The following is a 25725-nucleotide window of genomic DNA, read 5'->3' as shown; positions in this document are numbered from 1 at the left end:
TCCAGCGCAGAGGAGTCGCTCGACATGACCGGCACGACGTCCGAGGAACTGCTCGCCGCCCAGGCCTGCTTGCGTCTGCTGCACACCGCGCGCGCCGCGCTGTCCGACGCCTGCGAGGTGCCTCCCGCCGCCGCGGCCACGCTGCTCGCGGGGCCGATCGCGGAGGCCGACGACGCGCTGCGCCGCGCCGGCCTCGCGGGCAACGAAGCGGTGCTCATCGACCGGATCTACGATCTGGTGCCATCCCCGGCCCGCGCGGAACCGGACGGAGGCGCCCCGGTGGCCCGCACGGGTGCGCGGGAAGGCAGCCGGTCATGAGCGCGGCGGCGGGAAGCCCGGCGGAGGGCAACGCCTCGTACGGGCACAAGGAGTTCAAGCGCTCCAAGAGTCATTTCGCGGACCGTGTCACCGCCGACGGCGGCGGTGACGGCGGTGACGGCTGGCCCGTCGAGGCGGGGCGCTACCGCCTGGTGGTGAGCCGCGCCTGCCCCTGGGCGGGCCGGGCGCTGATCTCCCGGCGGCTGCTCGGTCTGGAGGGCGCCCTGTCCCTGGGGGTCACCGACCCGATCCAGGACGACCGGAGCTGGCGGTTCACGCTCGACCCCGACGGCCGCGACCCCGTGCTCGGCATCCGCTTCCTGAGTGAGGCGTACGAGGCGCGTGAGAGCGGCTACCCGGGCGGCGTCAGCGTGCCCGCGCTCGTGGACGTGCCGAGCGGCAAGCTGGTCACCAACGACTTCCAGCAGATCACCCTGGACTTCGCCACACAGTGGACGGCGCTGCACCGCGAAGGGGCGCCCGACCTGTACCCGGAGCCGCTGCGCGACGAGATCGACACGGTGATGGAGGGCATCTACCGCGACGTCAACAACGGCGTGTACCGCGCGGGTTTCGCCGCGGAGCAGAGTGCGTACGACGCGGCGTGCCGCGAGGTGTTCCGCCGCCTCGAGCTGACCTCCGAGCGGCTGGTGAGCCGTCGCTACCTCGTCGGGGAGACGATCACGGAAGCGGACATCCGGCTGTTCAGCACGCTGGTGCGGTTCGACGCGGTGTACCACGGCCACTTCAAGTGCAACCGCCGGAAGCTGTCCGAGGACCCGGTGCTGTGGGCGTACGCGCGGGATCTGTTCCAGACGCCGGGGTTCGGGGACACCATCGACTTCGACCACATCAAGCGGCACTACTACCAGGTGCACTCGGGCATCAACCCGACCGGGGTCGTGCCACTGGGCCCCGACCTGGCCGGGTGGCTGACGCCGCATCACCGCGAGGAGCTGGGCGGGCGCCCGTTCGGCGACGGCACGGCGCCGGGTCCGGTGCCCGCCGGGGAGGAGGTGCCGGCGGCCGGGCGGCCGTGACCCGGGCGTTCGACGGGGCGCCAGGTCAGTGCGGCCACCCGGTCAGCGCGGCCACCCGGTCAATGCGGCCGCCAGGTGAACTTGTCGCCGCCCACCCATCGCACGGCGTCCGGATCGTCGAGGTCGTGCACGGGGATGCCCGCCATGGCGGCCGCGTCCAGGACGTCCGTGACGGTCTTCGCCGTGCCGACCACCTCACCGTCGATCTCCACGATGCGGAACGGCGGGCTGCCGTGCTGGACGCCGAGGACCGTGATCCGAGGGTTCGCCGTGTACGGATACTCGCTCATACCCGGAACTCTTCCACGGTGAGCGGAGGAAGCGCCCGGCCAGTCGGCCGCTCGGGCTACTGATCGGGCCGCTGCTCAGCCGCCTGCCCCACCAGCCGCCGGGCCGCCGAGCGGGCCGACGCCAGGGCGCTCCTGCGGTCCGCGCCCCGCTGGCCGAGCACCACACGCGTACTCAACCCGTCCAGCAGGGCGAGGAGTTCACCGGCACGGCCCGCGCCGTCGTCGACGGCGAAGGCGTCCGCTGCCGCGCCCTGGGCGAGCAGTGCGGTGAGATCCTCCTGCCAGCCCTGGTCCAGCTCCTCCTGGGCCGTGCGGAGCGGTTCGTTCCCCCCGGCGCGCGCCCAGAGTTCGATCCACAGCATCCAGCGGGGGTCGCGCGGGCCCTTGGGCAGGTAGAGCTGGAGGAAGCGGTCGAGTCTGCGGGCGGGCGCGGCCCGGCCCGAGAGCAGGGCGCGGCGCTCCTCGGTGAGCGCCGCCTCGCTCCAGCGCAGCGCTTCGAGGAGCAGCCGGTCCTTGCTGCCGAAGTAGTACAGGATGTGGCCGCCGCTGGTGCCGAGGCGGTCGGCGAGCGCGGACATGGTGAGCGCGGCGAGGCCGTTCTCCGCGATGGCCGTCATCGCCTCTTCGAGCATCCGGTCCCGCGCGACCTGTCCGTCCCGCCTTCGTGCCACGTGCGCTCCCGTTCTCCCTCACCGCCGGTCCCTGTGCGCCGACCCTATCCCCGCCCGGCCGCACGGTGGTTTCGGCCAGGGTCTTGACGCCACCGGCACACGTGCCGCACTTTGAATGCCGTTCTAACTTCTGGAACGGCATTCAAGGTCTGGGTGCCGGAGAGCGAGGTCCCGCATGGCGCGACAGGCCCCGGTGTTCCCCGGGACAGGCACGGGAGTCACCAGCGACGAGGTGTTCCGCGTCGAGACGCACGGCATCGACCCCATCCCCCAAGCGGATCGGCACGGCAGCGCCAAGGACCTGTTCTGGCTCTGGTTCGGCTCCAACCTGACCTTCACCTACGTCATCAACGGCGCCCTCGCGGTCTCCTTCGGTCTCAGCTTCTGGCAGGCCGTGGCGGTCGTCGTCATCGGCGGTCTGTCCTTCTTCGCCATCAGCGCCACGGGCCTGAGCGGCATCCGCACGGGCACCGCGACCCTCGTCATCTCCCGGGCGCCGTTCGGTGTCCTCGGGAACCTGCCCGCCGGGCTGCTCAACTGGGTCGTGTCCATCGGCTACACCGTCGTCAACACGGTCGTCGGCACGCTCGCCCTGGAAGTCCTCTTCGCCGGCCTCGGCCTCGGCGGCGGCGACACGGCGCGCGCACTGGCGCTCGCGGCGACGCTCGCCATGACCTTCGCGGTCGCCATGTGGGGGCACGCGACGGTGCAGCTCGCCGAGCGGTGGCTGGCGTACGTCCTGGCGGCCGGCTTCGGCGTGCTGCTGCTTCTCCTGCTGCCGGGCACCGAGTTCGGCGGGGCGTTCGGGGCGGCGGGCGGCGCGGAGGGCGCGGGCGGGGCGGGTGGCGCGGGCTTCTCCGGGTGGACGCTGGCCTTCGTCGTGATGCTGGCGGGCCCCTTCTCGTATCTGCCGATGCCCGCCGACTACACCCGCTATCTGCCGCCGGACACCTCGCTGCGCTCGATCACCCTCTCCGGCGCGCTCGGCGGGCTCGTCTCCTCCGTCGCGCTCGGTGTCGCGGGCGTCGCGGCCGCGACCCAGGCCGATATGACGGATGCCGTAGCCGGGGTGGAGGGCCTGCTTCCGGGCTGGTTCCGGCCGGTCTTCCTGCTCCTGGTCCTCGGCGGCTCGGTGACCAACTCGATCCTCACGCTCTACTCCTCCAGCCTGAACCTCCAGGTCCTCGGTATCCCGTGGAGCCGCGCCAAGGCCATCGTGATCAGCGTCGCCGTCACGGCGCTCGGCTCACTGGGCTCGCTCTTCCTGACGGACTTCACCGAGTCGCTGCTCAGCTTCCTCTCCCTGCTGATCATCGTCTTCGCGCCGTGGGGCGGGGTGTTCCTCGCCGACATGCTGCTGCGCCGCTGCCGTTACGACACCGAGGCCCTGCACGCGAAGGGACGCGCGGGGGCGTACTGGTACCGCGCCGGGTTCCACCCCGCCGGGATGGCCGCGCTCGTCACCGGCATGGCCTTCGCCGCGCTCACCTGCGACTCCGAGCTGTGGACCGGCCCGCTGGTGGCACCGCTCGGCGGCGGCGACCTCACCCTGCTCGGCTCACTCGTCTCCGGGCTCACCTACTGGGCCCTGGCCCGCCGCACCGTCCGAGCCGCGCCCCTCACCCGGCCTCCATCTCGTACGCCCTGAACAGCACGCACATCTCGTACGCGCCGAACGACACGCACCGTTCCAGGAGTTCACCTCATGACCCGCACGACCACCGCCGCCCCCTCCCCCGCCGACCTGGTGCTGCGGAACGCCCGCATCCACACCGTCGACCCGGACCTGCCCGCCGCCGAAGCGCTCGCCGTCCGCGACGGACGTCTCGCGTGGCTCGGGCCGGACGCGGAAGCCGACCGCTGGACGGGGCCGGGCACGCGGGTGATCGACGGGCGCGGGCGGCTCGTGCTGCCCGGGTTCATCGACGCCCACAACCACGTACGGCTCGGCTCGGACGACGCCTGCGTGCAGCTCGCAGGCGCCCGCACCCTCGGCGGGATCCACGACCGGATCCGCGCCTGGCGCGGCGCGCACCCCGACGCGGAGTGGATCGAGGCGGAGTCCTTTGACTACTCCGCGATCCCCGGCGGCCGTATGCCACGCGCCGCCGACCTCGACCCGGCCACCGGTGACACCCCCGCCTTCGTCCTCAGCTACGACGTCCACACCGCCTGGCTCAACACGGCCGCCCTGCGCCGCCTCGGCGTCGACCGCGACCATACGTCCCTGCCGTTCGGCCGCGCCGAGATCGACCCGGCGACGGGCGAACCGACCGGGTTCGTCAAGGACTTCGCGGTCAGGGGCCTGAGCCGCGACGGCCACCGGGCGCTGCGCGCGCTGGGCGTCCCGTGGGCGTCGCCCGACCGGCAGTACGGGCGGCTCGCCAAGAGCCTGGACGACGCGATCGGCTACGGCATCACCACGGTCGTCGAACCGCAGAACTCCCTCGACGACCTGGCGCTGTTCGAGCGGGCTCGCGCCGAGGGGCGGCTGCGCTCGCGGATCGTCGCCGCCCTCTTCCACCCGCGTGGCACCGGCGACGCGGACCTGGACGACTTCGCCGCGGCGGCGGAGCGCTTCGCCGACGACCGGCTCCGCGTGGGCCCGCTGAAGCTGTACATCGACGATGTCGTGGAGCCGCGCACGGCCTCCCTCCTGGAGCCGTACGCCGGGTGCGGGCGGCATCGCGGGGACACGTTCTACCCGCCCGAGGAGTTCGCGGAGCTGCTGGCGAAGCTGGACGCCCGCGGCTTCCAGTGTTTCGTGCACGCCACGGGCGACCGCGGTATCCGCACGGTCCTCGATGCCGTGGAGCACGCCCGCTCCGTCAACGGTCCGCGCGACGCCCGCCACCAGGTCGTCCACGTCGAGTGCCTCGACCCGCGCGACACGCCGCGCTTCGCGGAGCTGGGCGTGGTCGCCTGCATGCAGCCCCGTCACTGCGCCCCCGACATCGCGGGGCCGGGCAAGGACTGGGCCGAGAACGTCGGCGCCGACCGCTGGCACAAGGCCTGGCCGATGCGGAGCCTGCACGAGGCGGGCGCGGTGCTCGCCCTGTCCAGCGACTGGAACGTCGCCGAGATGGACCCGATGGCGGGCATCTACACGGCGGTCACCCGCCGCCCACTGGCCGGCGGGACCGCCTGGCAGCCCGCCGAGACCCTGGACGTGGAGACCGCGGTGCGCGGCTACACGATGGGCTCCGCGTACGCCAACTTCCTGGAGGACGAGCGCGGTTCGCTGACCGTGGGCAAGCTGGCCGACTTCGTCGTGCTGTCCCGGGACATCCTGCGCGTACGCCCCGATGAGATCCCCGGGACGCGGGCCGAAGTGGTCGTGGTGGGCGGGGAGACGGTCGTCGACCGGCGGAACTGAGACTTCCGCTCACCGTTCCCATGCCCAGGTCCATGCCGGTGTCCAGGTCGCGGTGGCGGCGTCGGCGGTGGGGCGGGTCCCGGTGAGATGGGTGCGGAGTGCGGTGAGCGCCGGGTGCGGGTTGTCCGCGCGCCGGATCAGGGAGTGCGGGTAGACCGGCGTCGGGTCGTGCACCGGGATGCGCCGCAGGTCGTCGTCGGCGGGCCAGACCAGACGGGTCTGCTCGCCCACGAAGGTGGCGAGCCCCGGGGAGTCCGCGATGGTGTCCAGGAGCGGTTCGGTGCCGAAGTCGGGTCCTGTCGCCTCGATGGTGAGCCCGAACGCCACGGCGAGTTCGTCGTAGTAGGCGGCCCACTCGGTTCCGGTGACGATGCCGGGCATCCAGATCCGGTGCCCGACGAGCTGAGCCGGGGTGACCGCGCGGGCGCCCGCGAGCGCGTGGCCCGGTCCGGTGAGGAGCTGGATGGGCTCGTCGTGGACGCGGGCGGCCTCGATGCCGTCGGGGAGCCGCTGGGCGGGCACCGTGACGGCGCGGAAAGCCGCGTCGATCGTGCCCGACCGTACGGCGGTGATGGCCGCGTCGGCGTCGAAGAGCGTCACCACGTCGAGCGCGGTGTCGGGGTGCGCGCGGTGGAAGCCGCGCAGCAGGGCGGCCGGCGCGAGCCGCCGGCCGATCACGTCGACGCGCAGCGCGCGGCTGCCGGGCCGTACGGAGGCGGCCGCGCGCTCCTCGGCCTGGAGGAGTTCGCGGGCGTGCGGCAGGAACACCTGTCCGTCGATGGTGAGCCGGGCGCCGCGCGCGGTGCGGGTGAACAGCCGTACGGCGAGTTCCTTCTCCAACGCGGCGATGCGCTTGGAGACGGCCTGCTGGGTGATCGACAGGTCGGCGGCGGCGCCCTGGAACTGGCCCGCCTCCGCGGCGGCGAGGAAGGCGCGCACTGCATGGAGATCCATGACTGCCACCCTACGAACGGCGGCCCCCTTCACACAACGCATGGTTGTGGCCGGCCAGTGGGACGGTTGTTTGATCGGGCGGTGGGAGAGCCGGTTGGATGGCGCCGGTCAACACAGGGTTGTCGGGTCGTCGGGGTTGTCGGGTGAGGGGTGCGCGGGATGGCGGGGAGACGGTCGCTCGGGCGGCGGTTCGGGTGGCTGTGGGCGGCGTACGCGGTCAGTACGTTCGGTACGCGGCTGGCGTTCGACGCGTTTCCCTTGATCGCGATCCTGGTGCTGCACTGCGGTCCCACGCAGGTGGCGCTCCTTGCAGCCTCGGGTCTCGCGGTGGGGGCGGCGGTGGCGGTGCCGCTCGGGCCGTGGGTGGAGTTCCGCCGCAAGCGGCCGGTGATGATGGCGATGGACCTGATCCGGTTCGCTGCGTTGATCAGCGTCCCCGCCGCGTTCGCGCTCGGGCTGCTCGGCTTCGCGCAGCTGCTCGTCGTGTCGGTCGTGGTCGCCGCGGCCGACATCACGTTCGGCGCGGCCGCCGGCGCCTACCTGAAGGGGCTGGTGCCTCCACGGGACCTGCTCGTCGCGAACGGGCGGTTCGAGTCGACGACCTGGACGGCCACCATGCTCGGGCCGCCTCTCGGCGGGGCGGCGATCGGTCTGTTCGGACCCGTGCTGACCGTGACGGCCGACGCGGTCAGCTATCTGCTCTCGGCCGTGGGCCTGCGGGCGATCGGCGGCAAGGAACCCCGTCCCGTGCGCACCGGGGCACCGGACCGGCTCCGGGGAAGGGATCTGCTCGACGGGTGGCGGTTCATCCTCGGCAGCCCTGCGCTGCGCCCGCTGTTCTTCAACACGCTGCTGGTCAACGGCCTGATCATGGCGGCCTCGCCACTGCTCGCCGTGCTGATGCTCGGCAGCCTCGGCTTCGCTCCCTGGCAGTACGGTCTCGCCTTCGCGGTGCCCTGTGCCGGAGGGCTGATCGGCTCCCGGCTGGCCCGGCGCCTCGTCGCGCGGTACGGGCAGCACACGGTTCTGCTCTCCTTCGGGGTACTGCGCGTGTGCTGGTCCGCGGGGCTCGCCCTCGTCCGCCCGGGCGTCGCCGGGCTCGTCCTCGTCATGGTCGTCGAGTTCGGCCTGATCGCCTGCTCCAGCGTGTTCAACCCGGTGGTCGCCACGTATCGCCTCGAACAGATCCCGACGGACCGCGTCGCCCGCACACTGTCTGCCTGGTCGATCACGGGCAAGGTCACCACCGCGGCCACGACCGCCCTGTGGGGCCTACTGGCCGCCCTCACCGGCCCGCGCACCGCGATCGCGACAGCCGGCCTGCTCATGCTGGCCACGCCGCTGCTGCTGCCGCGTCAGAACCGCCGGCCGCGGCAGCCGGCGGTTGTCGGCGGCGGCTAGGGCGGGCGGCCTCAGCAAGACTCGGCTAGCTCTGGCCGCCTGAGGCGCGAACGGGGCCCCAGAGGCGGCCTGCGGGCCCTGCTCAAGTCGCCCGAGGCGATCGCAGCGGCGCCCGCGGGGGGTCACCGGTGTCCTGAGCAACCACCCGCCGCCAGGCGCACCGCCACCGCCGCTAGAGCAGCCGCTCCACCGTCTTCAGCACATGCCCCGCACCGTCGTCCTCCGTGGCCATCCGCCGCGCGATGTCCGCGGCGGACCGCGCGTATGAGTCCTCGCTCGCCACGCGACGGAGCGCCTCAGCGAGGCGAGGGGCGGTGAGGTCCCTGAAGGGGAGGGGCGCCGTCGCCGCGCCCAGGGACGCGAGGCGGGCGGCCCAGAAGGGCTGGTCCGCCGTGACCGGCACGGGAACGGCCGGGAGCCCCGCACGCAGCCCCGCCGCCGCCGTGCCCGCCCCCGCGTGGTGCACGACCGCCGCCATCTCCGGGAAGAGGACGGCATGCGGCACCTCCCCCACGGTGAGGACGTCGTCGCCGGACGCCGCGAGACCCGCGCGCCCGGCCTGCAGCACGCCCCGCAGCCCCGCCGCACGCAACGCCGCGACCGCGATCTCGCTCAGCCGCTCACCGTTCCCGGCCGCCATGCTGCCGAACCCGATGAACACCGGCGGCGGCCCGGCCCGAAGGAAGTCGTCGAGTTCACGGGGCAGGGCGGCTTGCCCCGGGTCGTGGTGCGGCCACCAGTTGCCGACGACGTCGAGCCCGGCGCGCCAGTCCGCGGGCCTCGGCACCACGGCCGGGCTGAAGCCGTGCAGCACCGGCCAACCGGCCCGTTCCTGGCGGGCCCGGACGGCGCCCGGCGCCTCCGGCGGCAGCGCCAGACGGGCGCGCAGGTCACGCACCGCGTCGGCGTAGACGCGGTCGACCATGCGCAGCGAGAAGCGGCCCAGAGCCCTGTTGCCGAACCCGCCGAGCGACCGGGCACCGCCGACGACCGGCGGGAACTCCCGCGTGGGGTGGGTCGGTTGGAGATACGCGCCCACGGCCGGTATGCGCATGGCCTCGGCCAGGTGCCAGCCGAGCGGGGCGGTCGTCGTGGAGAGCACGAGCAGTTCGGCGCCGCGCACGGCGGCGTCCGCGAGACCGTCCCCGAGGTCGCGTACGAAGGCCGCGGCCGTCCGCATCAATTCCCTGCGTCCACCTCCCGTGGCCCCGTCGCCGGCGGGCACGCCGGCGGGCAGCCCACGGAACTTCAGACCCGCCGCCTGGACCAGCGGCGCGAAGGATTCCTGCGTGGCGAGCGCCACGTCGTGCCCCGCTTCGCGCAGGCGTACGCCGAGGCCGGTGTACGGGGCGACATCGCCGTACGAACCGGCGGCGGTGATGAGGACGCGGGTCATCGGTCTCTTCCTCCGGGTCGAGGAGCGGAGTCGCTGTCAACCTCACCTTTAGGGTGAGTGTTTCTGTCCGGCTGAGGCTCGTGAGGCTCGCCCTGTTCCTGAGGGTGGTCCGCGGCGTCCTCCGCACCAGCGCGGCGAAGGGCGTTGGCGTGGACAGCCGTACGCAGGTACGTGGCGAGCCCCGGCCTCTGCTGGGACGGCGGTACGACGAGGGCGAAGGCGCGCGGATCCTCGGCGAAGTCGTCCGCGATCCGCAGATGCGTCTCGGGAGGGCACGGGGTGAACCAGCGGGCGATGTACTGCCGGTGCGCCTCGGCCAGCCCCGTCGCGGCCTCGCTCCCCGCGGGCTCCCCCGCGTCGAAGGCGGCGAGCAACTCGTCCCGCCACCGCGCCGCCTCGTCCATGAGCCGCGCCCAGTCCTCCTTGGAGTGCGCGGCGGCGCTCTTCATGGCCGCCCGGTATCCCGGGCTGTCCTGCCACTTCAGCTCGGCCTCGGTGGCGTAGCTCAGGTCGAAGGCGATCTCCCCGAAGACCTCGAACCGCTCCTGGGGGCTGAGACTCACGCCGGTCCGCTGCACCTCCATGGCACGCTCGGCGACCTCCACCAGGCGCTCCAGCTTGCCGATCTGCTCGCGCAGGGCCCGGCGCCTGGCCTTCAGCTGGTCAAGGGCGTTGGCCTGCGGGTCGGCCAGGATCTCGGCGATCTCGTCGAGGGCGAAGCCGAGTTCCCGGTAGAAGAGGATCTGCTGCAGCCGGGCCAGATCGGCGTCGCTGTAGAGGCGGTAGCCGCCAGGGCTGCGCTCCCCGGGTGTGAGCAGCCCGGCCCGGTCGTAATGGTGCAGGGTACGGACGGTGACCCCCGCGAAGCCGGAGACCTGCCCGACGGTGTAGCTCATGGACCTCCCTTTCGTCGACGTACAGCCTGAAGCCTGACGCGACGTGAGGGTCAAGTCAGCGGCGGCGAGAGCGAGGGCGAGGGCAAGGGCGACGGTCCAGCGAGCCGGGGGTACGTCCGGTGAAGCGCCGGGCGGCGCGGGTGAGATGCGCCTGGTCCGCGAAGCCTGCGTCGGCGGCGGCGTCCGCGATCCTCACGCCGCCCGCGCCGCCCTCCCCCACGAGCGATCCGAACGCGGCCCGCAGCCTTCCCCACTGGCGCAAGGTGGCCAGCGGAATGCCGACCTCCGCCGCGACCAGGGCGCGCAGCCGGGCCGGCGAGAGGCCCAGCTCGGCGGCGACGGCGTCGATGCGGGAGGCGGGTGCGCAGGCCGCCCGTACGGCATACGGCACGCGCGGATCGACGCCCGTACGCGGTCCCGCGACGGAGGCCACCTCGGCGCGCAACGCCTCCACGTCCGGCACACCGCCCACACCGCCCGCGCCATCGCCACTGCCCGAGGCATCAAGGAGCCGCCGAACGGCCCTGCCGTCCAGCCACGTCGGCGCGGAGGGGTCCGCCCGCAGGCACCAGGGGTCGAGGAAGACCGCGACGAAGGCGGACGTGGTGGCGCACACGTGCGTGTACCGCGGTGGAACCAGCACGCCCGCCCCGGCCGACTCCCCCACTAAGGCGTGACCACCGATCGGCAGGACGAGCTTCCAGGCGGGATGCCGGTGCGGCGTGACTTCGTACGGACGGGCTTCACAGAAGAGGGCGATGTCACCACCCCCTGCGCAAGCGTTCTGTTCAATACGCCGCTCAAGGCCCGGCGCGACCATCGCCGCATGCACACCCTCGCCGCCCTGGCCCTCGCGGTCTTCCTCTCCTGCACGGCTCTCGCTCACGTCGCCTTCCCCGCGTACTTCCGCACCCTGGTTCCGGGCCGGCTGCCGTCGCCCTCCATCATCGTCGCCGCGAGCGCTCTCGCCGAACTCGTGACGGCAGGGCTGCTGTTCGCCCCCGCCACGCGCGGGGCAGGCGGCTGGGTCGCGGTCGTGCTGCTCGGTGTCTTCCAGATCTCGCACCTGGACGCCGCCCGGCACACCCGCTCCGCCACCCGCTTCCTCGACACGGGACCCGGCGTGGCGGCGCGGCTCGTCGTGAACGCCGCGTATCTCGCCTGGGCAGGCGCCGTCGCCATCGCCAGTTGTTAATGGTATCCATTTTCATATAGCGTCGGGGCGCCACCCCGACCTCACATCTCAGGAGGACCAAGACCCATGGCCGTACCCAAGCGGAAGATGTCCCGCAGCAACACCCGTCACCGCCGCGCCCAGTGGAAGGCCAGCACCCCGCAACTGGTGCCCGTCACCGTCGACGGCACGCGGCACATGGTCCCGCAGCGGCTGCTGAGGGCGTACGAGCGTGGCCTGCTGCGCCCGGAGAGCTGAGCGCCGCCCCATATGACGCACGTACGAACCGCGGCGCGCGACCGGCTGCCCGTGACCGTCCTGTCCGGCTTCCTCGGCGCGGGCAAGACCACGCTGCTCAACCATCTCCTGGGCAACCGCGAGGGCCTGCGCGTCGCGGTGATCGTCAACGACATGAGCGAAATCAACATCGACGCCGCGCTGGTCCGCGGCGGCGAGGCCGCCCTCTCGCGCACCGAGGAACGCCTGGTCGAGATGACCAACGGCTGCATCTGCTGCACCCTCCGCGACGACCTGCTCGAAGAGGTGGACCGGCTGGCCCGCGAGGGCCGCTTCGACCATCTGCTCATCGAGTCCAGCGGCATCTCCGAACCGATGCCGGTGGCCGCGACCTTCGCCTTCCCGCGCGACGACGGCGCCACGCTCGACGATCTGGCCCGGCTCGACACCATGGTGACCGTGGTGGACGCCGCGAACTTCCTGCCTGAACTGAGCGACGGGGACGGCCTCGTGGAGCGCGGCCTCGACCAGTACGAGGACGACGAGCGCACGGTCAGCGACCTCCTGATGGACCAGGTGGAGTTCGCCGACGTCATCGTCCTCAACAAGGTCGACCTCGTCGACGCGGACACCGCCGAGCGGCTCGCGGCCACCCTGGCGCGCCTCAACCCGCTCGCCCGCGTGGTGCCCGCGACCCGGGGGCGCGTGGATCTCACGCAGGTCCTGGACACCGGCCTGTTCGACCTGGAGCGTGCCCAGCAGGCTCCAGGGTGGGTGCGGGAGCTGAACGGAGAGCACGTTCCGGAGACCGAGGAGTACGGCATTTCGAGCACGGTCTTCCGTGCGGAGCGGCCCTTCCACCCCGGCCGGTTGTGGTCCTTCGTCACGGAGCAGATGGACAGCGGAGCCTTCGGGCGGATCCTGCGCTCCAAGGGCTTCTTCTGGCTGGCGAGCCGCCCCCGGGTGACGGGTCTGTGGTCGCAGGCCGGCTCCGTGGCCCGCTTCGAGCCCTCGGGGGCGCGCACGGCGGACGACCCGCAGGGCCAGGAGCTGGTGTTCATCGGTACGGAGCTGCGTGCCGGGGCGCTGCGCGCCGCGCTGACCCGCTGTCTGCTCGCCGAGGGCGAGGAGGCGCCGCGGAACGATCCCTTCCCGGCGTGGGACACGCACGGCGTCGACGCGTGCGAGGCGTGACGCCACCCTGTCATTGCGGGGCCTTACGCCGCCCGACACACGGAGTGATCACTCACGGCCGCCGCACACCGTACGCGTACGTGCCGCATACGACCGGGCCGCCACCAGGAGGCCGCCGCCCAGGCCCCCGAAGGACAGCCCGCCGAAGGTCACCATCCACGTCATCCCCTCGGCGGTGGTGAAGACCCCGGCGGGTTCGACCCCCCGCACCACGCCGAGCGCGCTCAACAGGGCGTATACGAGGAGCCCCGCGCCGTAGACCGACAGGGCGGCGCCGGTCAGCCAGGCGGGGATCAGCGGCAGCAGCCGCGGTACGCGTCGCCCGGCGAGGAGCAGCGTCCAGCGCGGGAACACCTGGCCCCAGCGGTACATCAGGCCGGCCAGCAGGAAGACGCCGAGCAGCGCCGCGAGCACGGTGACGTCGACGCCTACCGCGGCGAGGGACCGCGATGCGCCCTCCGCCTCCGCCTCCACGTCGTTCTGCCACGCCTCGCCGCTCACGCCGATCGCGTCGCCGCCGAAGAGCCAGACGGTCTTGACCACGGACCAGGGCAGCAGCCCGCACACGAGGACGTACGCCGTCACGCGGGTGCGCGGCGACGCGGTGGAGGCGGGGGGATGGACCGACGGGCCGCCGCTCGGCCCCGCGTGCTCCCGGCCGCAGCGGGCGCACCGGCCGCGCGAGCGGCGCCGGTACGCCACCGCGACCATGACGAGGAGTCCGGTGCCGCACGTGTTCAGGAGCATGTGGGCGAGCCCTGTGGCGCTCTCCACTCCCGAGCCGGAAGCCAGCGTCACGAAGTGCATCGGCAGCCCGATCGCGCCCCAGCCGAAGGCGGGGATGAGGAGTACGAGCGAGATCCCCACGACGATGCGGCCGGTTCCGGCGCGATGTCCGGGCGGCGCCGCGCAGACCCCGGCGGCCAGTACGGCGAAGGCGGCCTGGGCGAGTTGGAGGGCCTTCGGCTGGTACGTGTGCGCCGTGAGCGGCACGGCGGTGCCCGTCGCGGCCCATCCGATGAGGATTATGGCGTAGAGCCCGCCCCAGACCTGGGCCGCGAGGGGCGCCCAGTCGGGCCGGCGGCGGACCCAAGGGGCGCGGGGGGCGCCGTCGGTTCTCGGCCACGAGCGCCTGGACTGTGGGGGCTGGGTGGGCCGTGAGGGCCCTGGGGGCTGTGGGGTGTTCGCGGGGGCCGTCACAGTTTCCTCCAGGGGGCCGAAGATCGCCGTCCTCCCCGAGGCTCGCGCGCGAGCGCCGCCGCCACGTCGGCCCCCGGGTCCGTCCACCTCCGCCGGACGGCGGACCCGAACGCCCGCGGATCACCCTCGGGCGGTCAGGCGGGCGGCGGGCAGGCATGGCTCGGACGAGGCGCAGCCGGCGCTCGGACGGTGCGCCTCTTGTCGGGCTGATCGTGTACGGGGCACTGTGGCTGCCACATCCGTCACCACCGACGCGTGAGGTACAGCCATGAACAGCGGAGCAGGGACGGCCGGAGCTTCCGGGAGCCGGCCGGGGCGGCGTCGGTTCATCGCGGCGCTGGCGGGGGCGGTGTCCTCGACCGCGGCCTGTGCCTCCTCCGGCCCGCCGGACCGCGGCGCCCCTGAGCGCGAGACCCCGGACCGCACGCGCAAGGACCCCGCCTCGTCCACCTCCACGGCCCACCGTCCGCGCCGTGAGGGACAGTTGTTCCTGGGCACGTACACCTCCCAGGAAGGCGGCGGTCCGGGCATCGGTCTGGCGACGTACGACGAGACGACCGGCCGCGTCACCGGCACCGGCACGATCACCGGCGTGCCCGACCCCTCCTACCTGGCGCCGCACCCCTCCGGCCGCACGCTCTACGCCGTCAACGAGGTGGAGAAGGGCGGCGTGACCGCCATCGCGCTCTCCCCCGGCGGCAAGCACGAGGTCCTCGGCACGCGGGGCACCGGCGGCGCGGGCCCCTGTCACCTCTCGGTGCACCCGAGCGGCCGCTGGCTGCTCAGCGCGAACTACCTCTCGGGCAGCGTGGCCGTCCACCCCATCGGCGCATCCGGTGCGCTGGGCGAGCGGACCGACCTGGTCACGCACTCCGCCCCGCCGCCGGGCCCGGACCAGGAGAGCCCGCACGCCCACCAGATCGTCACGTCCCCGGACGGCCGCCACATTCTCGCCGTCGACCTGGGCAACGACACGGTCTACACCTACCGGCTCGACCCCGGCGCGGGCACGCTCCGCCGGGTGTCGTACGCGGTCACGCGGCCCGGCGCGGGACCGCGCCATCTCACCTTCCACCCCTCGGGGCGCTTCGCGTACCTCGCCAACGAGGTGGACGACACGGTCGTCGTCTGCGCGTACGACCCCACCACGGGCCGCCTCACGCCGGGCAAGCCGCAGCCGACGGGCTCCGGCGACGGCACCAACTATCCGGCGCAGCTGGTGGTGACGCGCGAGGGACGCTTCGCCTTCCTCGCCAACCGGGGCCACAACAGCGTCGCGCGGTACGCGATCGAGGGCGACGGCGCCCGGCTGCGGCTCCTGGGCACGGTGCCGGTGCGCGGGGACTTCCCCCGGCACCTCGCCCTCTCCCCGTCCGAGGGGCTGCTGTTCACCGCGAACCAGAAGTCGGACTCGGTGAGCGTGTTCCGGGTCGACCGGCGCAGCGGTGCGCTGCGCCTCGCGGGCAAGCCGTTCGCGGCGCCGGTCCCGGTGTGCGCGCTGCCGGTCCGGCACGGCCCGGCCTGACGCTCGTGAGCGCCGCCGCCCCGGCCCGGCGCGACGGTGTTCCGCTTCAGCCGAGATAGACGCGGGCGGCGGCGATCGGGCGGTCGGCGACCTTGCGGGCGGTCGCGGAGTTCACGCTCCAGCGGTAGCCGGCGAACAGCTTCGTGGTGGGGTCCGCGTAGAAGACCATGTGGCCGTAGCCGACACCGTTGTGCTCCTCCCAGCCGGTGCCGTCGGGCGCCTCCTCGATGCGGGTGTCGGGGAAGCCCCGGTACGTCGCCTCGGCGGTCGCGGAGGCGGCCGGGTTGCCGTGCGGGTCGCTGGTGCAGTCGACGACCTCGAAGACGTACGGCACGACGCCCTCGCCGACCTGGCCGTCCACCGGTGACGCCAGGGTCCCCTTGCGCTCCCGGATCATGACGATGTGTCCGGTGTAGGGCTTGGAGGTCTCATCCGGGTCGTAGTCGAAGGCGACCAGGTCGCCGGGCCGCAGGTTGACCGGCTTCGTGACCCCGGTGAAGTGCGGGATCGACGCCGCGTTCGCGAAGCCCTCGCGGAACTTCTCGGCCGTCGGGTAGAACTTCCCGGCCTCCGTCTTGAAGTGCTGGCTGAAGAACTCCCTGGTGGCCCAGTCGTACGCCGTTCCGGTGCCGTAGGCGCGCTGGAGGACCAGGGTGAGGAACGAGGAGCACTGGGCGAGCGCGGAGAACTGCTTCGGATGGCCGGGCGCGCCCCAGACGACGGCGGAGTTCTCCTCCGGGAACTCCCCGGCCGTCTTGTAGCGGTTGGCGTCGTCGCTCCAGGGACGTATCCGCAGGTAGTCGATCAGGGCCTCGGCCTCGATCTGGTGCGGCGGCTTGAGTGCGTACGGGCTCGGCGTCGGCGTGGCCGCGGCCGACGCGGCACTCGCCGAGCCGGCCACCAGCGCGGCGCCCGCGCCGGCGGTGCCGGTCAGCACTCCGCGGCGGCTGAGAAAGTGACGAGACATGGATGTTCCCCCCGGGTTCGAATGATCTTGACGACGTTCGGGATCCTACGTCCTGAACTCGAACGCCTGGCCGAGAACGGCCATAACAGTCATCCGACCCGGGCCGGCGGCGGCTCAGCGGCGGCGGGAAGGCCAGGACGTACCAATGCCCGCGACGTGCAGCGCCAGCAGCGTCAGCCCCAGCAACATGACGTTGCCCGAGGTGAACACGTCGTTCGTACCGATGTCGGCGGCGTTGATGAGGAAGGCGATGAAGAACAGAACGGCGGCGGCTATGCCCAGCATGGGACGACTCCTCTGTACGGAGGGGTGGACGGTCTCGGTGCCACAGTCCGTGTGCCCCGCGGTCACGCTCGCAGACATCCGAACAGCAGCAGCGGACGGCCGCCGGTGTCGCCACCGCCGTCCGGGTGCGCTACGTCATAAGTGAGCGTCGCGCCGGGCGCGTCCAAGGGCGGTCGCAACCTAGGGCTTTGTGAACCCGACGTCACCGGCCCGGGCCACGACCTCGACCTCGTCGCCGAGGGCCCACTCGGCCACGCGCGAGACCATCGCGGCCGGCACCACGTCGCTGATGCCCTCGGCGGCCGGGATGTCGTACGTCGCGTGGGCGTCGTGCGGCAGGACGACGCGGAAGCCGAGGTCCAGGGCGGTGCGCGCGGTGGCGCTGACGCACATCTCGGACATGACCCCGCAGACGGCCAACTCCGTGACGCCGGCGTCCCGCAGCAGTTCCTCCAGGCCGGTCTCCTCGAAGCCGTCGTCGGCGGTCTTGCGCAGGACGACCTCGCCGCGGTCGGCGTCGGCCGGCAGGTGGATGTGCCAGCCGGGGGTGCCGGGTTCGTCGGGGGTACCGGGGCCCCCGTCGTTCTGCAGCTGGACGACGAGCGCGCCGCTCCCGCGGGCCCGGGTCATCAGGTCGCGGACCTTGTCGAGCAGACGGCCGGCGTCGGGTACGGCTCCGTCGCCGCTGACGAAGGCGGACTGCATGTCGACGACTATCAGGGCTTGGACGGGCGCGATGGACTTGGGCTGCTTCTGCATCCCGCCATCATGCATGCCGACCGGGCGACATCGGGTGGCGCCGAGCGACGCCCAGCGACGCCGCCGTCGGTAACGTACGTATGTATGAGCACGGAAATGACCGTTCTCCTCGTCGGCGCAGCCATTCTGGTCGTCGCGACGCTGGCCGTCGCCATCGTGCTGCTCATACGCCTCGTCCGCACCCGCCGCGCCCTGCGCGGAGCCGGGTTGCCCGTCGAGCGGCGGTGGGTCTTCTGGGGCGCGGTCGCCTACCTCGTCCTGCCCGCGGACCTGCTCCCCGACCCCGTCTACCTGGACGACATCGGGGTGCTGCTCCTGGCGCTGCGGTCGATGCGGTCAACCCCCGACGGGCCGCCCCCGCCGGGCCGTTGAGAGGCGGGCCTTCGCCAGCAGGGCGTGCATGCACTCCGTCACCTGGGAGACGTCCTCGACGGTCTGGTGGAACGGCAGGCGTACGTCGGCCTGGCCGCGGGCGCGTTCGAGGCGCAGGGAGATCCCGTGCCGGTCGATGGCGAGCGGGCGGACCCGCACCACGCCCTGGAGGCTGTCCGGGCCGATGAGGCGGGTGAGCTGTTCGACGGCGTCCGGGTGGGCGTCGGCGAGGTGGGTGAGCAGCCGTGACTCCGCCTCGGCGAGCGGGTCGGGCACGGTCAGGGCGAGTTCGTCGAGTTCGACGCCCTGGCGTTCGCCGTTCGAGTCGTGCAGCACGGCGCACGTCGGCTCGAAGACGAGGTGGTCACTGTCGTACGTCAGTGACCCCGACAGCCACAGGCGTGCGCGGATCCGGTCCCTGAGCGGTACCGGCGCGACGTCGGCGAACTCGATCAGCGTGGACGGCTCGCCGCGCGGCGCGCAGATGAGGGCGGCGGCGAGCGCGCTGTCCTCGGGCGGGCACAGCCGCAGTCCGCCGTCCTCGGTGACGCTGTGCGCGCCCACGAGTTCGTCCCTGCCGATCTCCGTGGTCACCGCGCAGGACCATGCGGTGGCGAGCACTGAACGAGCGCGTGCCGCCGCTGTGGGCACGGTCGTGCTGCTGTGACGGACACTCATTCCCAACCTCCATTAGGTAAGCCTTGCCTAACTTATCGGAGATCGTGGGGCGGTGCCAGTACGCGGTACCAGTCGCGTGCCAGTACGCGAACGGCCCCGCGTGGCGCACCACGCGGGGCCGTACCGGGTCGAGGTTTCAGTGCCCCCGGGCGATCCACTCCTCAAGATGCGGCGACTCGGCGCCGACCGTGGTGCTGTCGCCGTGGCCCGTACGCACCACCGTCTCGGGCGGCAGCGTCAGAAGCCGCTCCCTGATGGACTCCACGATCGTCGGGAAGTCGCTGAAGGAGCGGCCCGTGGCGCCCGGTCCGCCGGCGAAGAGCGTGTCGCCGGTGAAGACGGTGCCGAGAGCCGGGGCGTACAGGCTGACCGCGCCGTGGCAGTGCCCCGGCGTGTGCAGCACCTTCAACGGCGTACCGGCGACGGTCAGTTCCTGCCCGTCGGAGAGCTCGCCGTCGGGAGCGCGGTCGGGGTGGGTCCGCTTCCACAGCTCCATGTCGGCCGGATGGAGAAGGACCGGCGCGCCGGTCCGGGCGGCCAGCGCCGGGGCCGCGTCGATGTGGTCGTCGTGCGCGTGGGTGCAGACGATGGCGACGAGGCGCCGCTCCCCCACCGCCCGCGCGATGGCGTCCGCGTCGTGCGCGGCGTCGATGACGACGCACTCGCTGTCGTCGCCCACGATCCATACGTTGTTGTCGACCTCCCAGGTGCCGCCGTCCAGGGAGAAGGTCCCGGACGTGACGAGGTGGTCGACGCGCGCGCCGGACGCGCTTCCCAGGGGGTCAGCGGCCGTCCCCATCAGAACATCACCACCGAACGCAGCACGTCTCCGTGGTGCATCCGCTCGAAGGCCTTCTCCACGTCCTGAAGGGCGATGGTCTCCGTCACGAACGCGTCCAGGTCCAGGCGGCCCTGCCGGTAGAGGTCGATGAGCATCGGGAAGTCCCGCGAGGGCAGGCAGTCGCCGTACCAGCTCGACTTCAGCGCGCCGCCGCGCCCGAAGACGTCGAGGAGCGGCAGTTCGATCTTCATCTCGGGGGTCGGCACGCCGACCAGGACGACCGTGCCCGCCAGGTCACGGGCGTAGAAGGCCTGTTCGTACGTCTCCGGGCGGCCGACCGCCTCGATGACGACGTCGGCGCCGTTGCCCCCGGTCAGCTCGCGCACGGCCTCGACCGGGTCGGTGGAGCGGGAGTTGACGGTGTGCGTGGCGCCGAGGCCCTTCGCCGTCTGAAGCTTCTTGTCGTCGATGTCCACGGCGATGATCTTCGCGGCTCCGGCGAGGCGGGCGCCGACGACGGCGGCGTTGCCGACCCCGCCGCAGCCGATGACGGCGACCGAGTCGCCGCGGCCGACCCCGCCGGTGTTGATGGCGGCGCCGATCCCGGCCATCACCCCGCAGCCGAGGAGGCCCGCCGCCGCGGGCGAGGCGTCCGGGTCGACCTTCGTGCACTGCCCGGCGGCGACGAGGGTCTTCTCCGCGAAGGCCCCGATGCCGAGGGCGGGCGACAGCTCGGTGCCGTCGGCCAGGGTCATCTTCTGCTTCGCGTTGTGCGTGTCGAAGCAGTACTGGGGGCGGCCGCGCAGACAGGCGCGGCACTGTCCGCACACGGCACGCCAGTTGAGGATCACGAAGTCGCCGGGCGCGACCTCGGTGACGCCCTCGCCGACCGACTCGACGACGCCCGCCGCCTCGTGCCCGAGCAGGAACGGGAAGTCGTCGTTGATGCCGCCCTCGCGGTAGTGCAGGTCGGTGTGGCAGACCCCGCACGCCTGGACCTTCACCACGGCTTCTCCCGGGCCCGGGTCCGGGACGGTGATCGTCTCGATCCGTACCGGCTCGCCCTTCGCGCGCGCGATCACGCCCTGCACCTGCTGCGCCATGACTACAGCCCTTCTTTCTTTCTCTCCACGTCTTTCCGGCCCCATCGTTACAGGTCACCCGCCTCATGTCCCGAGCGGTGCCGGAACGCGTGCGAGCGCGGCGGCCCACGGTCCGACACCGGCCCCGGTGCGGACACGCCTTAGGGTCATCGCGTGCGTGATCTCGCTGCCCAGGCCCTCCTTCCGGTCAATACGGCGCTCGCCGTGGCCCTGCTCGCGCTGCTGCTCGTCGCCGCCGCGACGGCGGCCGTCTTCCGGCTCGCTCCCGATGTCTCGCGCGGCAGGGCGCGCGAGATCCTCGTCGCCGGGGTGCGCGCCACGGCCCAACTGGCCGTGGTCTCACTGGCCATCGGCTGGGTGGTGCACCACGCGGCGGCGCTGTACGCGTTCCTGCTGCTCATGTTCGCCGTGGCCGCCCGCACCGCCGGGCGGCGCATCACCCCGAACGGCACATGGTGGTGGGCGGCGCTGCCGATCGCGGGCCCCGTCGTCCCGGTGGTGACCGGCCTGACCGTGGCCGGGCTGCTCCCCGTGCGGGGCATCGCCATGGTCCCCGTGACGGGCATTCTCATCGGCGGCGCGCTGACGGCGACGGTGCTCGCCGGGCGCCGTTCCCTCGACGAACTGCGCTCCCGCCACGGCGAGTTCGAGGCGGGCCTCGCCCTCGGCCTCGCCGACCGCGACGCCCGCCTGGAGGTGGTCCGTCCGGCCGCCTCCGACGCCCTGCTGCCCGGCCTCGACCAGACCCGCACGGTCGGGCTCGTCACCCTCCCCGGCGCCTTCGTCGGCATGCTCCTGGGCGGCGCGTCCCCGGTGCTCGCGGGCGCCGTGCAGCTGTTCGTCCTGATCGCCCTGATGGCGGTCCAGGCCCTGTCCGTGGCCCTCACGGTCGAACTGGTCGCCCGCGGCCGGCTGCACCGCGAGGAGCCGGGCGCTTCCCGGGAGGTCCAGGGGCGGGCGTAGGCTCAGTGACCATGTCTGTCTACGAAGAAGAAATCGGCGCCCTGCGGGGCGGCTCCGCCGACCTGCGCCAGTTCGAGGGCAAGACCGTCCTCGTCGTCAACGTCGCCTCCAAGTGCGGGCTGACTCCGCAGTACGCGGCCCTGGAGCGGCTCCACGAGCAGTACGGGCCGCGCGGCTTCAGCGTGCTCGGCGTGCCCTGCAACCAGTTCATGGGCCAGGAGCCCGGGACCTCCGAGGAGATCGCCGAGTTCTGCTCGGCGACGTACGGCGTGACCTTCCCGATGACGGAGAAGGTCGACGTCAACGGAGAGGGCAGGCACCCGCTGTACGCGCGCCTGGTCGACACGGCGGACGCCGAGGGGCACACCGGGGACATCCGCTGGAACTTCGAGAAGTTCCTGATCGACGGTTCCGGCGAGGTCGTCGCCCGTTTCGGCCCGCGCACCGAGCCGGACGCGCCCCAGGTCGTCGCCGCGATCGAGAAGAGCCTCCCGGCCTGACGCCGCAGCGGCCCCGCGCCGCAAGCGAGGTGACGGGGTGATGCCTCCAGCCGGGCCAAGCCGATCTGCGGACTCGGGGCGGCGCTCCTACGGTGGCTGGATGGCCATCAGGTACCTTTCGCGCTCCTCTTCCGTATGCGCCGCGGCTTTCGCGCTCGGGGCTCTGGTCCTTACGTCCACACCGGTCTCGGCGACCGACGCCCCGGCCGAGCCCGCGCCGCCGAGGCCGCTTCCGGCGTACTCCTCCGTCCTCCTCGACCGGCCGGGCGTCCAGGTCCGGCCCGGGCCCGCCGCGCCCGGCCTGCCCGCCGATGTCTCCGCGCTCGCGTGGCTGGTGGCGGACGCCCGTACGGGCGAGGTGCTCGCGGCCAAGAACGCGCACCGGCCGCTGCCGCCGGCCTCCACGCTCAAATCCCTCTTCGCCCTGGCGGCGCTCCCCCGTCTCGAAGCCGAGCGACGCCACATCGTCACCGAGCACGAGCTGGACGAGGTCGGTGACGGCAGCAGCCTGGTGGGCGTGGCGCCGGGCCGCGCCTATCGGGTCGCCGATCTGTGGCGCGGGGTCTTCCTCAGCTCGGGCAACGACGCCGTGCACGTCCTCGCGCGGCTCAACGGCGGTCTGCCCAGGACCGTCGAGCAGATGCGGGCCAAGGCCCGCGAGCTGGGGGCGCGGGACACCCACGTGGTGTCGCCCGACGGTTATGACGCCGACGGGCAGGTCTCATCGGCGTACGACCTGGCCGTCTTCGGCAGGGCGGGGCTCGCCGATCCGGAGTTCTCCCGCTACTGCTCGACGCCTGTCGCCCGCTTCCCCGCGGGCGGCTGGTCGTACCCCATCCACAACACCAACCGGCTGCTGACCGGCGCCGACGGCGTCGCGCCCTACCCGGGTCTGCTCGGCGTCAAGAACGGCTACACCAGCCACGCGGGCTCCACCCTGATCAGCGCGGCCCAGCGCGGCGGGCGCACCCTCGTCGTGACGGTGATGAAACCCCGGACGGACGGCCTGCAGGCCGTGTACGAGGAGGCCAGGTCCCTGCTCGACTGGGGCTTCGCGGCGGCCGGGAAGGTGCGGCCGGTGGGCTCGCTGCTGCCACCGTCGAAGGCGTCCGGCACCGCGCCGGGCCCCGCGCAGGTCTCAGCGCGGGGCACGGCGTCGGCCATGCGGTCGGACGACTCCGACTGGCCCGCGGTGGTGCTGGTCGCCGCGGGCTCGGTGGTCGTGCTCGCGGGCGTGGTCGTGGCACTCCGGCGGCGGGCGGTCGCGGTGGCCCGACGCAGGTGCGTCAGACGGGAGTTCGACGAGTGAGCGAGCGCGAGGGGGCCGCCGGGTCGGCGAACCGCACCAGATAGTCGGCCCGCCGGGGCCGGGCGGAGGGGCCGAGCGGCCCGCGCTGTACGGCTGAGCGCGCTTCCGGGGATGCCTGGGTCAGACACCGCCGAGCAGGCGCGAGAGACCCTGGTCGAGATCCAGGCCGCTCTCCTCGCCGCCCGCGGGCACCACGGCGTACGACCGCATCAGGAAGCGGCGCAGTGCGATCCTGTCGAACTGTACGAGGGCCAGGCCCTGGTACGCGTGGAACTCCATCACCGTCCGCGCCCGCCCGCACGGCCAGATGTGCACGTCACCGCTGCCCGCCGGGGCACGGAGGCCGTCTTCGAGGAGCTGGCGCGCGAAGATCCAGGTGACCTCCACGCCGTCGAGCGAGGCCTCGGAGGGAAAGGTGAGCTGGACCGCGAAGGGATCCTCAGCCGAGTAGCGCAGGACCACGGAGAGGCCGCGCTCATGACCGTCCGGGATGATGAGGCGGGCACGGGTGGGCTGCTGGAGGGTGACGGCCATGATCGAGCTCCACTTCTGCGTTTTTCCAGTTCTGGGCGTCCGGTCGCGGGACCCCTGTGCCCTTACGACCCCGCGAGGCGGGGTCTCATTACGGCGACACACCAAGAGATCCATGTGACCTGCGCCACTCCGACCATGGCCGACGTCCCCGCCGGCGGCCGTGTGTCCGTCCGTGTGCCCGTCACAGCGGAGTACACACGTGTCTTTGAAGAACAGCAGCCTCGCCCCGTTGCAGGATGGGCCCATGCTGCTCGCCCGGCTCGCACACGTGTCCAAGGATGTGGCCGCCACCTCCGCGCGGTCCCGGAAGATCGCTCTGCTCGCCGAGTTGTTCCGGGCGGCGGAGCCGGAGGACGTGCCCGTCGTCATTCCGTATCTGGCGGGGCGGCTGCCTCAGGGGCGGCTCGGCATCGGGTGGAGCACGCTCAAGGACGCGGGGCCGCCCGCCGCCGAAGCGACGCTGACGGTGCGCGGCGTGGACGCGGCGCTCACGGCGATCGGCGCGGTGGCCGGTGCCGGGTCGCAGGCCGAGCGCAGGCGGCTGGTCGGTGAGTTGATGGGGGCGGCGACCGCGGACGAGCAGCGGTTCCTGGTGGGGCTGCTCACCGGTGAGGTCCGGCAGGGCGCCCTGGACGCGGTCGCCGTCGAGGGCCTGGCGGTGGCCACGCGGGCTCCCGCGGACGCCGTGCGGCGCTCGGTGATGCTCGCCGGCGCCGTGAGCCCGGTCGCGCAGGCGCTGCTGGCGCGCGGCCCCGAGGCGCTGGACGAGTTCCGGCTGACCGTGGGCCGCCCCGTCCTGCCGATGCTGGCGCACAGCGCCACGTCGGTCGCCGAGGGCATCGACAAGCTCGGCGCGTGCGCGGTCGAGGAGAAGCTGGACGGCATCCGCGTACAGGTGCATCGCAGCGGAGACGACGTACGCGTCTACACGCGGACCCTGGACGACATCACCGGCAGGCTGCCCGAACTGACATCCGCCGCGCACGGTCTCGCGGGCGAGCACTTCATTCTGGACGGTGAGGTCATCGCCCTGGACGACGAGGGACGGCCGCGCCCCTTCCAGGACATCGCGGGACGCGTCGGGTCACGCGTCGACGTGGAAGCGGCGGCGGCCGGGCTGCCCCTGTCCCCCGTCTTCTTCGACGCCCTGTCCGTGGGCGGCCGGGACCTGCTCGGCCTGCCGTTCGCCGAGCGGCACGCGGAGCTGGCCGCCCTGGTACCCGAGCCGATGCGGGTGCGGCGCACGCTGGTCGACGACCCGGGTGACGAGCGGCTGCGCGGCGAGGCGCAGGAGTTCTTCGAGGCGACGCTCGGGCGCGGTCACGAGGGGGTCGTGCTGAAGTCGCTCGACGCCCCGTACAACGCGGGCCGACGCGGCGCGTCCTGGCTGAAGGTCAAGCCGGTGCACACGCTGGACCTGGTGGTGCTGGCCGCCGAGTGGGGCCACGGCCGCCGCACCGGCAAGCTCTCCAACCTCCACCTGGGCGCGCGGCGGGCCGACGGGACGTACGCGATGCTCGGCAAGACGTTCAAGGGCATGACGGACGCGATGCTCGCCTGGCAGACCGAACGCCTCCAGGAGCTGGCGGTCAGCGACAACGGCCACGTGGTGCACGTACGTCCCGAACTCGTCGTCGAGATCGCCTACGACGGCCTGCAGCGATCCACCCGCTACCCGGCCGGCGTCACCCTCCGCTTCGCCCGTGTCCTGCGCTACCGCGAGGACAAACCCCCCGAGCAGGCGGACTCCGTCGAGACGGTGCTTGCCACGTCTGCCGCGTCTGCCACGTAATTTTGCCAAC

28 protein-coding genes are annotated in these 25725 nt (G+C 72.9%); 14 read left to right on the top strand and 14 right to left on the bottom strand.

Annotated elements, in window-relative coordinates; all coding sequences use genetic code 11:
- The first annotated feature begins 24 nt into the window (after positions 1 to 24).
- Together ACWDZ7_RS18400 and ACWDZ7_RS18395 are read left to right on the top strand one after the other, a co-directional pair.
- Positions 25 to 318: a hypothetical protein gene (locus ACWDZ7_RS18400; protein ID WP_451798076.1), complete on the top strand. Its 294-nt coding sequence runs from the start codon at positions 25 to 27 to the stop codon at positions 316 to 318.
- Positions 315 to 1358, top strand: coding sequence for a glutathione S-transferase family protein (locus tag ACWDZ7_RS18395; protein WP_451798074.1), 1044 nt, complete (start codon positions 315 to 317; stop codon positions 1356 to 1358). Before ACWDZ7_RS18400 ends, ACWDZ7_RS18395 begins: the two co-directional genes overlap by 4 nt.
- 59 nt (positions 1359 to 1417) lie before the next feature.
- Here the strand turns inward: ACWDZ7_RS18395 and ACWDZ7_RS18390 are convergent, their stop codons facing one another.
- The gene (locus tag ACWDZ7_RS18390; RefSeq protein ID WP_451798073.1) at positions 1418 to 1648 is read right to left on the bottom strand and encodes a hypothetical protein; all 231 of its coding nucleotides are present in this window, start codon (positions 1646 to 1648) and stop codon (positions 1418 to 1420) included.
- Positions 1649 to 1704: 56 nt separating this feature from the next.
- Complete coding sequence (locus ACWDZ7_RS18385) at positions 1705 to 2280, bottom strand: TetR/AcrR family transcriptional regulator (protein ID WP_451798117.1); 576 nt, start codon at positions 2278 to 2280, stop codon at positions 1705 to 1707.
- A 214-nt stretch (positions 2281 to 2494) separates the two neighbouring features.
- On the opposite strand from ACWDZ7_RS18385, the gene ACWDZ7_RS18380 reads away from it, so the two are divergent.
- Positions 2495 to 3967, top strand: a complete 1473-nt coding sequence (locus tag ACWDZ7_RS18380) for a purine-cytosine permease family protein (protein WP_451798071.1) — start codon at positions 2495 to 2497, stop codon at positions 3965 to 3967.
- A 57-nt stretch (positions 3968 to 4024) separates the two neighbouring features.
- Complete coding sequence (locus ACWDZ7_RS18375; RefSeq protein WP_451798070.1) at positions 4025 to 5695, top strand: amidohydrolase; 1671 nt, start codon at positions 4025 to 4027, stop codon at positions 5693 to 5695.
- A gap of 9 nt (positions 5696 to 5704) precedes the next feature.
- Here ACWDZ7_RS18375 and ACWDZ7_RS18370 read toward each other — a convergent pair whose 3' ends face one another.
- Positions 5705 to 6649 (bottom strand): LysR family transcriptional regulator, encoded by a 945-nt coding sequence (locus tag ACWDZ7_RS18370; RefSeq protein WP_451798068.1) that lies wholly within the window; start codon positions 6647 to 6649, stop codon positions 5705 to 5707.
- Between the two features lie 159 nt (positions 6650 to 6808).
- On the opposite strand from ACWDZ7_RS18370, the gene ACWDZ7_RS18365 reads away from it, so the two are divergent.
- Positions 6809 to 8050 (top strand): MFS transporter, encoded by a 1242-nt coding sequence (locus ACWDZ7_RS18365; protein WP_451798067.1) that lies wholly within the window; start codon positions 6809 to 6811, stop codon positions 8048 to 8050.
- A gap of 172 nt (positions 8051 to 8222) precedes the next feature.
- Here ACWDZ7_RS18365 and ACWDZ7_RS18360 read toward each other — a convergent pair whose 3' ends face one another.
- Genes ACWDZ7_RS18360 through ACWDZ7_RS18350 form a run of 3 tightly spaced genes read right to left on the bottom strand, consistent with a single transcriptional unit; the run spans position 8223 to position 10985 of the window.
- A complete protein-coding gene (locus ACWDZ7_RS18360) occupies positions 8223 to 9446 on the bottom strand; it encodes a glycosyltransferase (RefSeq protein ID WP_451798066.1) in 1224 nt (407 codons plus the stop codon).
- Complete coding sequence (locus ACWDZ7_RS18355; protein WP_451798064.1) at positions 9443 to 10342, bottom strand: MerR family transcriptional regulator; 900 nt, start codon at positions 10340 to 10342, stop codon at positions 9443 to 9445. The genes ACWDZ7_RS18360 and ACWDZ7_RS18355 overlap by 4 nt, the downstream gene beginning before the upstream one ends.
- Before the next feature lie 55 nt (positions 10343 to 10397).
- Positions 10398 to 10985: a helix-turn-helix domain-containing protein gene (locus ACWDZ7_RS18350; RefSeq protein WP_451798063.1), complete on the bottom strand. Its 588-nt coding sequence runs from the start codon at positions 10983 to 10985 to the stop codon at positions 10398 to 10400.
- Positions 10986 to 11015: 30 nt separating this feature from the next.
- Between ACWDZ7_RS18350 and ACWDZ7_RS18345 the strand changes: the two genes are divergently transcribed.
- The 3 genes from ACWDZ7_RS18345 (at position 11016) to ACWDZ7_RS18335 (ending at position 12947) form a co-directional block, all read left to right on the top strand.
- Positions 11016 to 11537 (top strand): hypothetical protein, encoded by a 522-nt coding sequence (locus ACWDZ7_RS18345; protein ID WP_451798061.1) that lies wholly within the window; start codon positions 11016 to 11018, stop codon positions 11535 to 11537.
- A 66-nt stretch (positions 11538 to 11603) separates the two neighbouring features.
- Positions 11604 to 11774 carry a 50S ribosomal protein L32 gene (gene rpmF / locus ACWDZ7_RS18340; protein WP_451513960.1) on the top strand — a complete coding sequence of 57 codons (171 nt, stop codon included), beginning with the start codon at positions 11604 to 11606 and terminating at the stop codon, positions 11772 to 11774.
- Between the two features lie 12 nt (positions 11775 to 11786).
- Positions 11787 to 12947: a GTP-binding protein gene (locus ACWDZ7_RS18335; RefSeq protein WP_451798059.1), complete on the top strand. Its 1161-nt coding sequence runs from the start codon at positions 11787 to 11789 to the stop codon at positions 12945 to 12947.
- Between the two features lie 48 nt (positions 12948 to 12995).
- On the opposite strand, the gene ACWDZ7_RS18330 is transcribed toward ACWDZ7_RS18335, so the two are convergent.
- Entirely contained in the window at positions 12996 to 14147 is a 1152-nt protein-coding gene (locus ACWDZ7_RS18330) for a hypothetical protein (protein WP_451798058.1), read from the bottom strand.
- A gap of 268 nt (positions 14148 to 14415) precedes the next feature.
- On the opposite strand from ACWDZ7_RS18330, the gene ACWDZ7_RS18325 reads away from it, so the two are divergent.
- The gene (locus ACWDZ7_RS18325) at positions 14416 to 15672 is read left to right on the top strand and encodes a lactonase family protein (RefSeq protein WP_451798057.1); all 1257 of its coding nucleotides are present in this window, start codon (positions 14416 to 14418) and stop codon (positions 15670 to 15672) included.
- Between the two features lie 46 nt (positions 15673 to 15718).
- Here ACWDZ7_RS18325 and ACWDZ7_RS18320 read toward each other — a convergent pair whose 3' ends face one another.
- The 3 genes from ACWDZ7_RS18320 to ACWDZ7_RS18310 all read right to left on the bottom strand — a co-directional run bounded on the left by ACWDZ7_RS18320 (position 15719) and on the right by ACWDZ7_RS18310 (position 17683).
- On the bottom strand, positions 15719 to 16639 hold the full coding sequence (locus ACWDZ7_RS18320; RefSeq protein ID WP_451798055.1) for a hypothetical protein: 921 nt from the start codon (positions 16637 to 16639) through the stop codon (positions 15719 to 15721).
- Positions 16640 to 16753: 114 nt separating this feature from the next.
- Positions 16754 to 16924, bottom strand: coding sequence for a hypothetical protein (locus ACWDZ7_RS18315; RefSeq protein WP_451513965.1), 171 nt, complete (start codon positions 16922 to 16924; stop codon positions 16754 to 16756).
- 180 nt (positions 16925 to 17104) lie between these two features.
- On the bottom strand, positions 17105 to 17683 hold the full coding sequence (locus ACWDZ7_RS18310) for a cysteine hydrolase family protein (protein ID WP_451798054.1): 579 nt from the start codon (positions 17681 to 17683) through the stop codon (positions 17105 to 17107).
- 84 nt (positions 17684 to 17767) lie between these two features.
- On the opposite strand from ACWDZ7_RS18310, the gene ACWDZ7_RS18305 reads away from it, so the two are divergent.
- A complete protein-coding gene (locus ACWDZ7_RS18305; protein ID WP_451798052.1) occupies positions 17768 to 18055 on the top strand; it encodes a YkvA family protein in 288 nt (95 codons plus the stop codon).
- Here the strand turns inward: ACWDZ7_RS18305 and ACWDZ7_RS18300 are convergent.
- The 3 genes from ACWDZ7_RS18300 to ACWDZ7_RS18290 all read right to left on the bottom strand — a co-directional run bounded on the left by ACWDZ7_RS18300 (position 18020) and on the right by ACWDZ7_RS18290 (position 20617).
- Positions 18020 to 18733: a DUF2470 domain-containing protein gene (locus ACWDZ7_RS18300; RefSeq protein WP_451798050.1), complete on the bottom strand. Its 714-nt coding sequence runs from the start codon at positions 18731 to 18733 to the stop codon at positions 18020 to 18022. The genes ACWDZ7_RS18305 and ACWDZ7_RS18300 overlap by 36 nt on opposite strands.
- A gap of 136 nt (positions 18734 to 18869) precedes the next feature.
- Positions 18870 to 19532 carry an MBL fold metallo-hydrolase gene (locus ACWDZ7_RS18295; RefSeq protein WP_451798048.1) on the bottom strand — a complete coding sequence of 221 codons (663 nt, stop codon included), beginning with the start codon at positions 19530 to 19532 and terminating at the stop codon, positions 18870 to 18872.
- Positions 19532 to 20617, bottom strand: a complete 1086-nt coding sequence (locus tag ACWDZ7_RS18290; protein ID WP_451798046.1) for an S-(hydroxymethyl)mycothiol dehydrogenase — start codon at positions 20615 to 20617, stop codon at positions 19532 to 19534. The genes ACWDZ7_RS18295 and ACWDZ7_RS18290 overlap by 1 nt, the downstream gene beginning before the upstream one ends.
- 153 nt (positions 20618 to 20770) lie before the next feature.
- Here ACWDZ7_RS18290 and ACWDZ7_RS18285 point away from each other — a divergent pair, with 153 nt between their 5' ends.
- From ACWDZ7_RS18285 to ACWDZ7_RS18275, 3 genes are all read left to right on the top strand, one after another.
- Positions 20771 to 21580: an ABC transporter permease gene (locus tag ACWDZ7_RS18285; protein ID WP_451798044.1), complete on the top strand. Its 810-nt coding sequence runs from the start codon at positions 20771 to 20773 to the stop codon at positions 21578 to 21580.
- 11 nt (positions 21581 to 21591) lie between these two features.
- A complete protein-coding gene (locus ACWDZ7_RS18280) occupies positions 21592 to 22080 on the top strand; it encodes a glutathione peroxidase (protein ID WP_451798043.1) in 489 nt (162 codons plus the stop codon).
- 100 nt (positions 22081 to 22180) lie between these two features.
- Positions 22181 to 23389 carry a D-alanyl-D-alanine carboxypeptidase family protein gene (locus ACWDZ7_RS18275; protein ID WP_451798041.1) on the top strand — a complete coding sequence of 403 codons (1209 nt, stop codon included), beginning with the start codon at positions 22181 to 22183 and terminating at the stop codon, positions 23387 to 23389.
- Between the two features lie 120 nt (positions 23390 to 23509).
- Here the strand turns inward: ACWDZ7_RS18275 and ACWDZ7_RS18270 are convergent, their stop codons facing one another.
- Positions 23510 to 23923 carry an SsgA family sporulation/cell division regulator gene (locus ACWDZ7_RS18270; RefSeq protein ID WP_451798039.1) on the bottom strand — a complete coding sequence of 138 codons (414 nt, stop codon included), beginning with the start codon at positions 23921 to 23923 and terminating at the stop codon, positions 23510 to 23512.
- 244 nt (positions 23924 to 24167) lie between these two features.
- Between ACWDZ7_RS18270 and ACWDZ7_RS18265 the strand changes: the two genes are divergently transcribed.
- Complete coding sequence (locus tag ACWDZ7_RS18265; protein WP_451798115.1) at positions 24168 to 25715, top strand: ATP-dependent DNA ligase; 1548 nt, start codon at positions 24168 to 24170, stop codon at positions 25713 to 25715.
- Positions 25716 to 25725: the final 10 nt, after the last annotated feature.

This window comes from Streptomyces sp. NPDC003032 (genome assembly GCF_053591415.1).
Note: the sequence above shows the minus strand (reverse complement) of the source record. Positions and strands in the feature narration are given on the sequence as shown.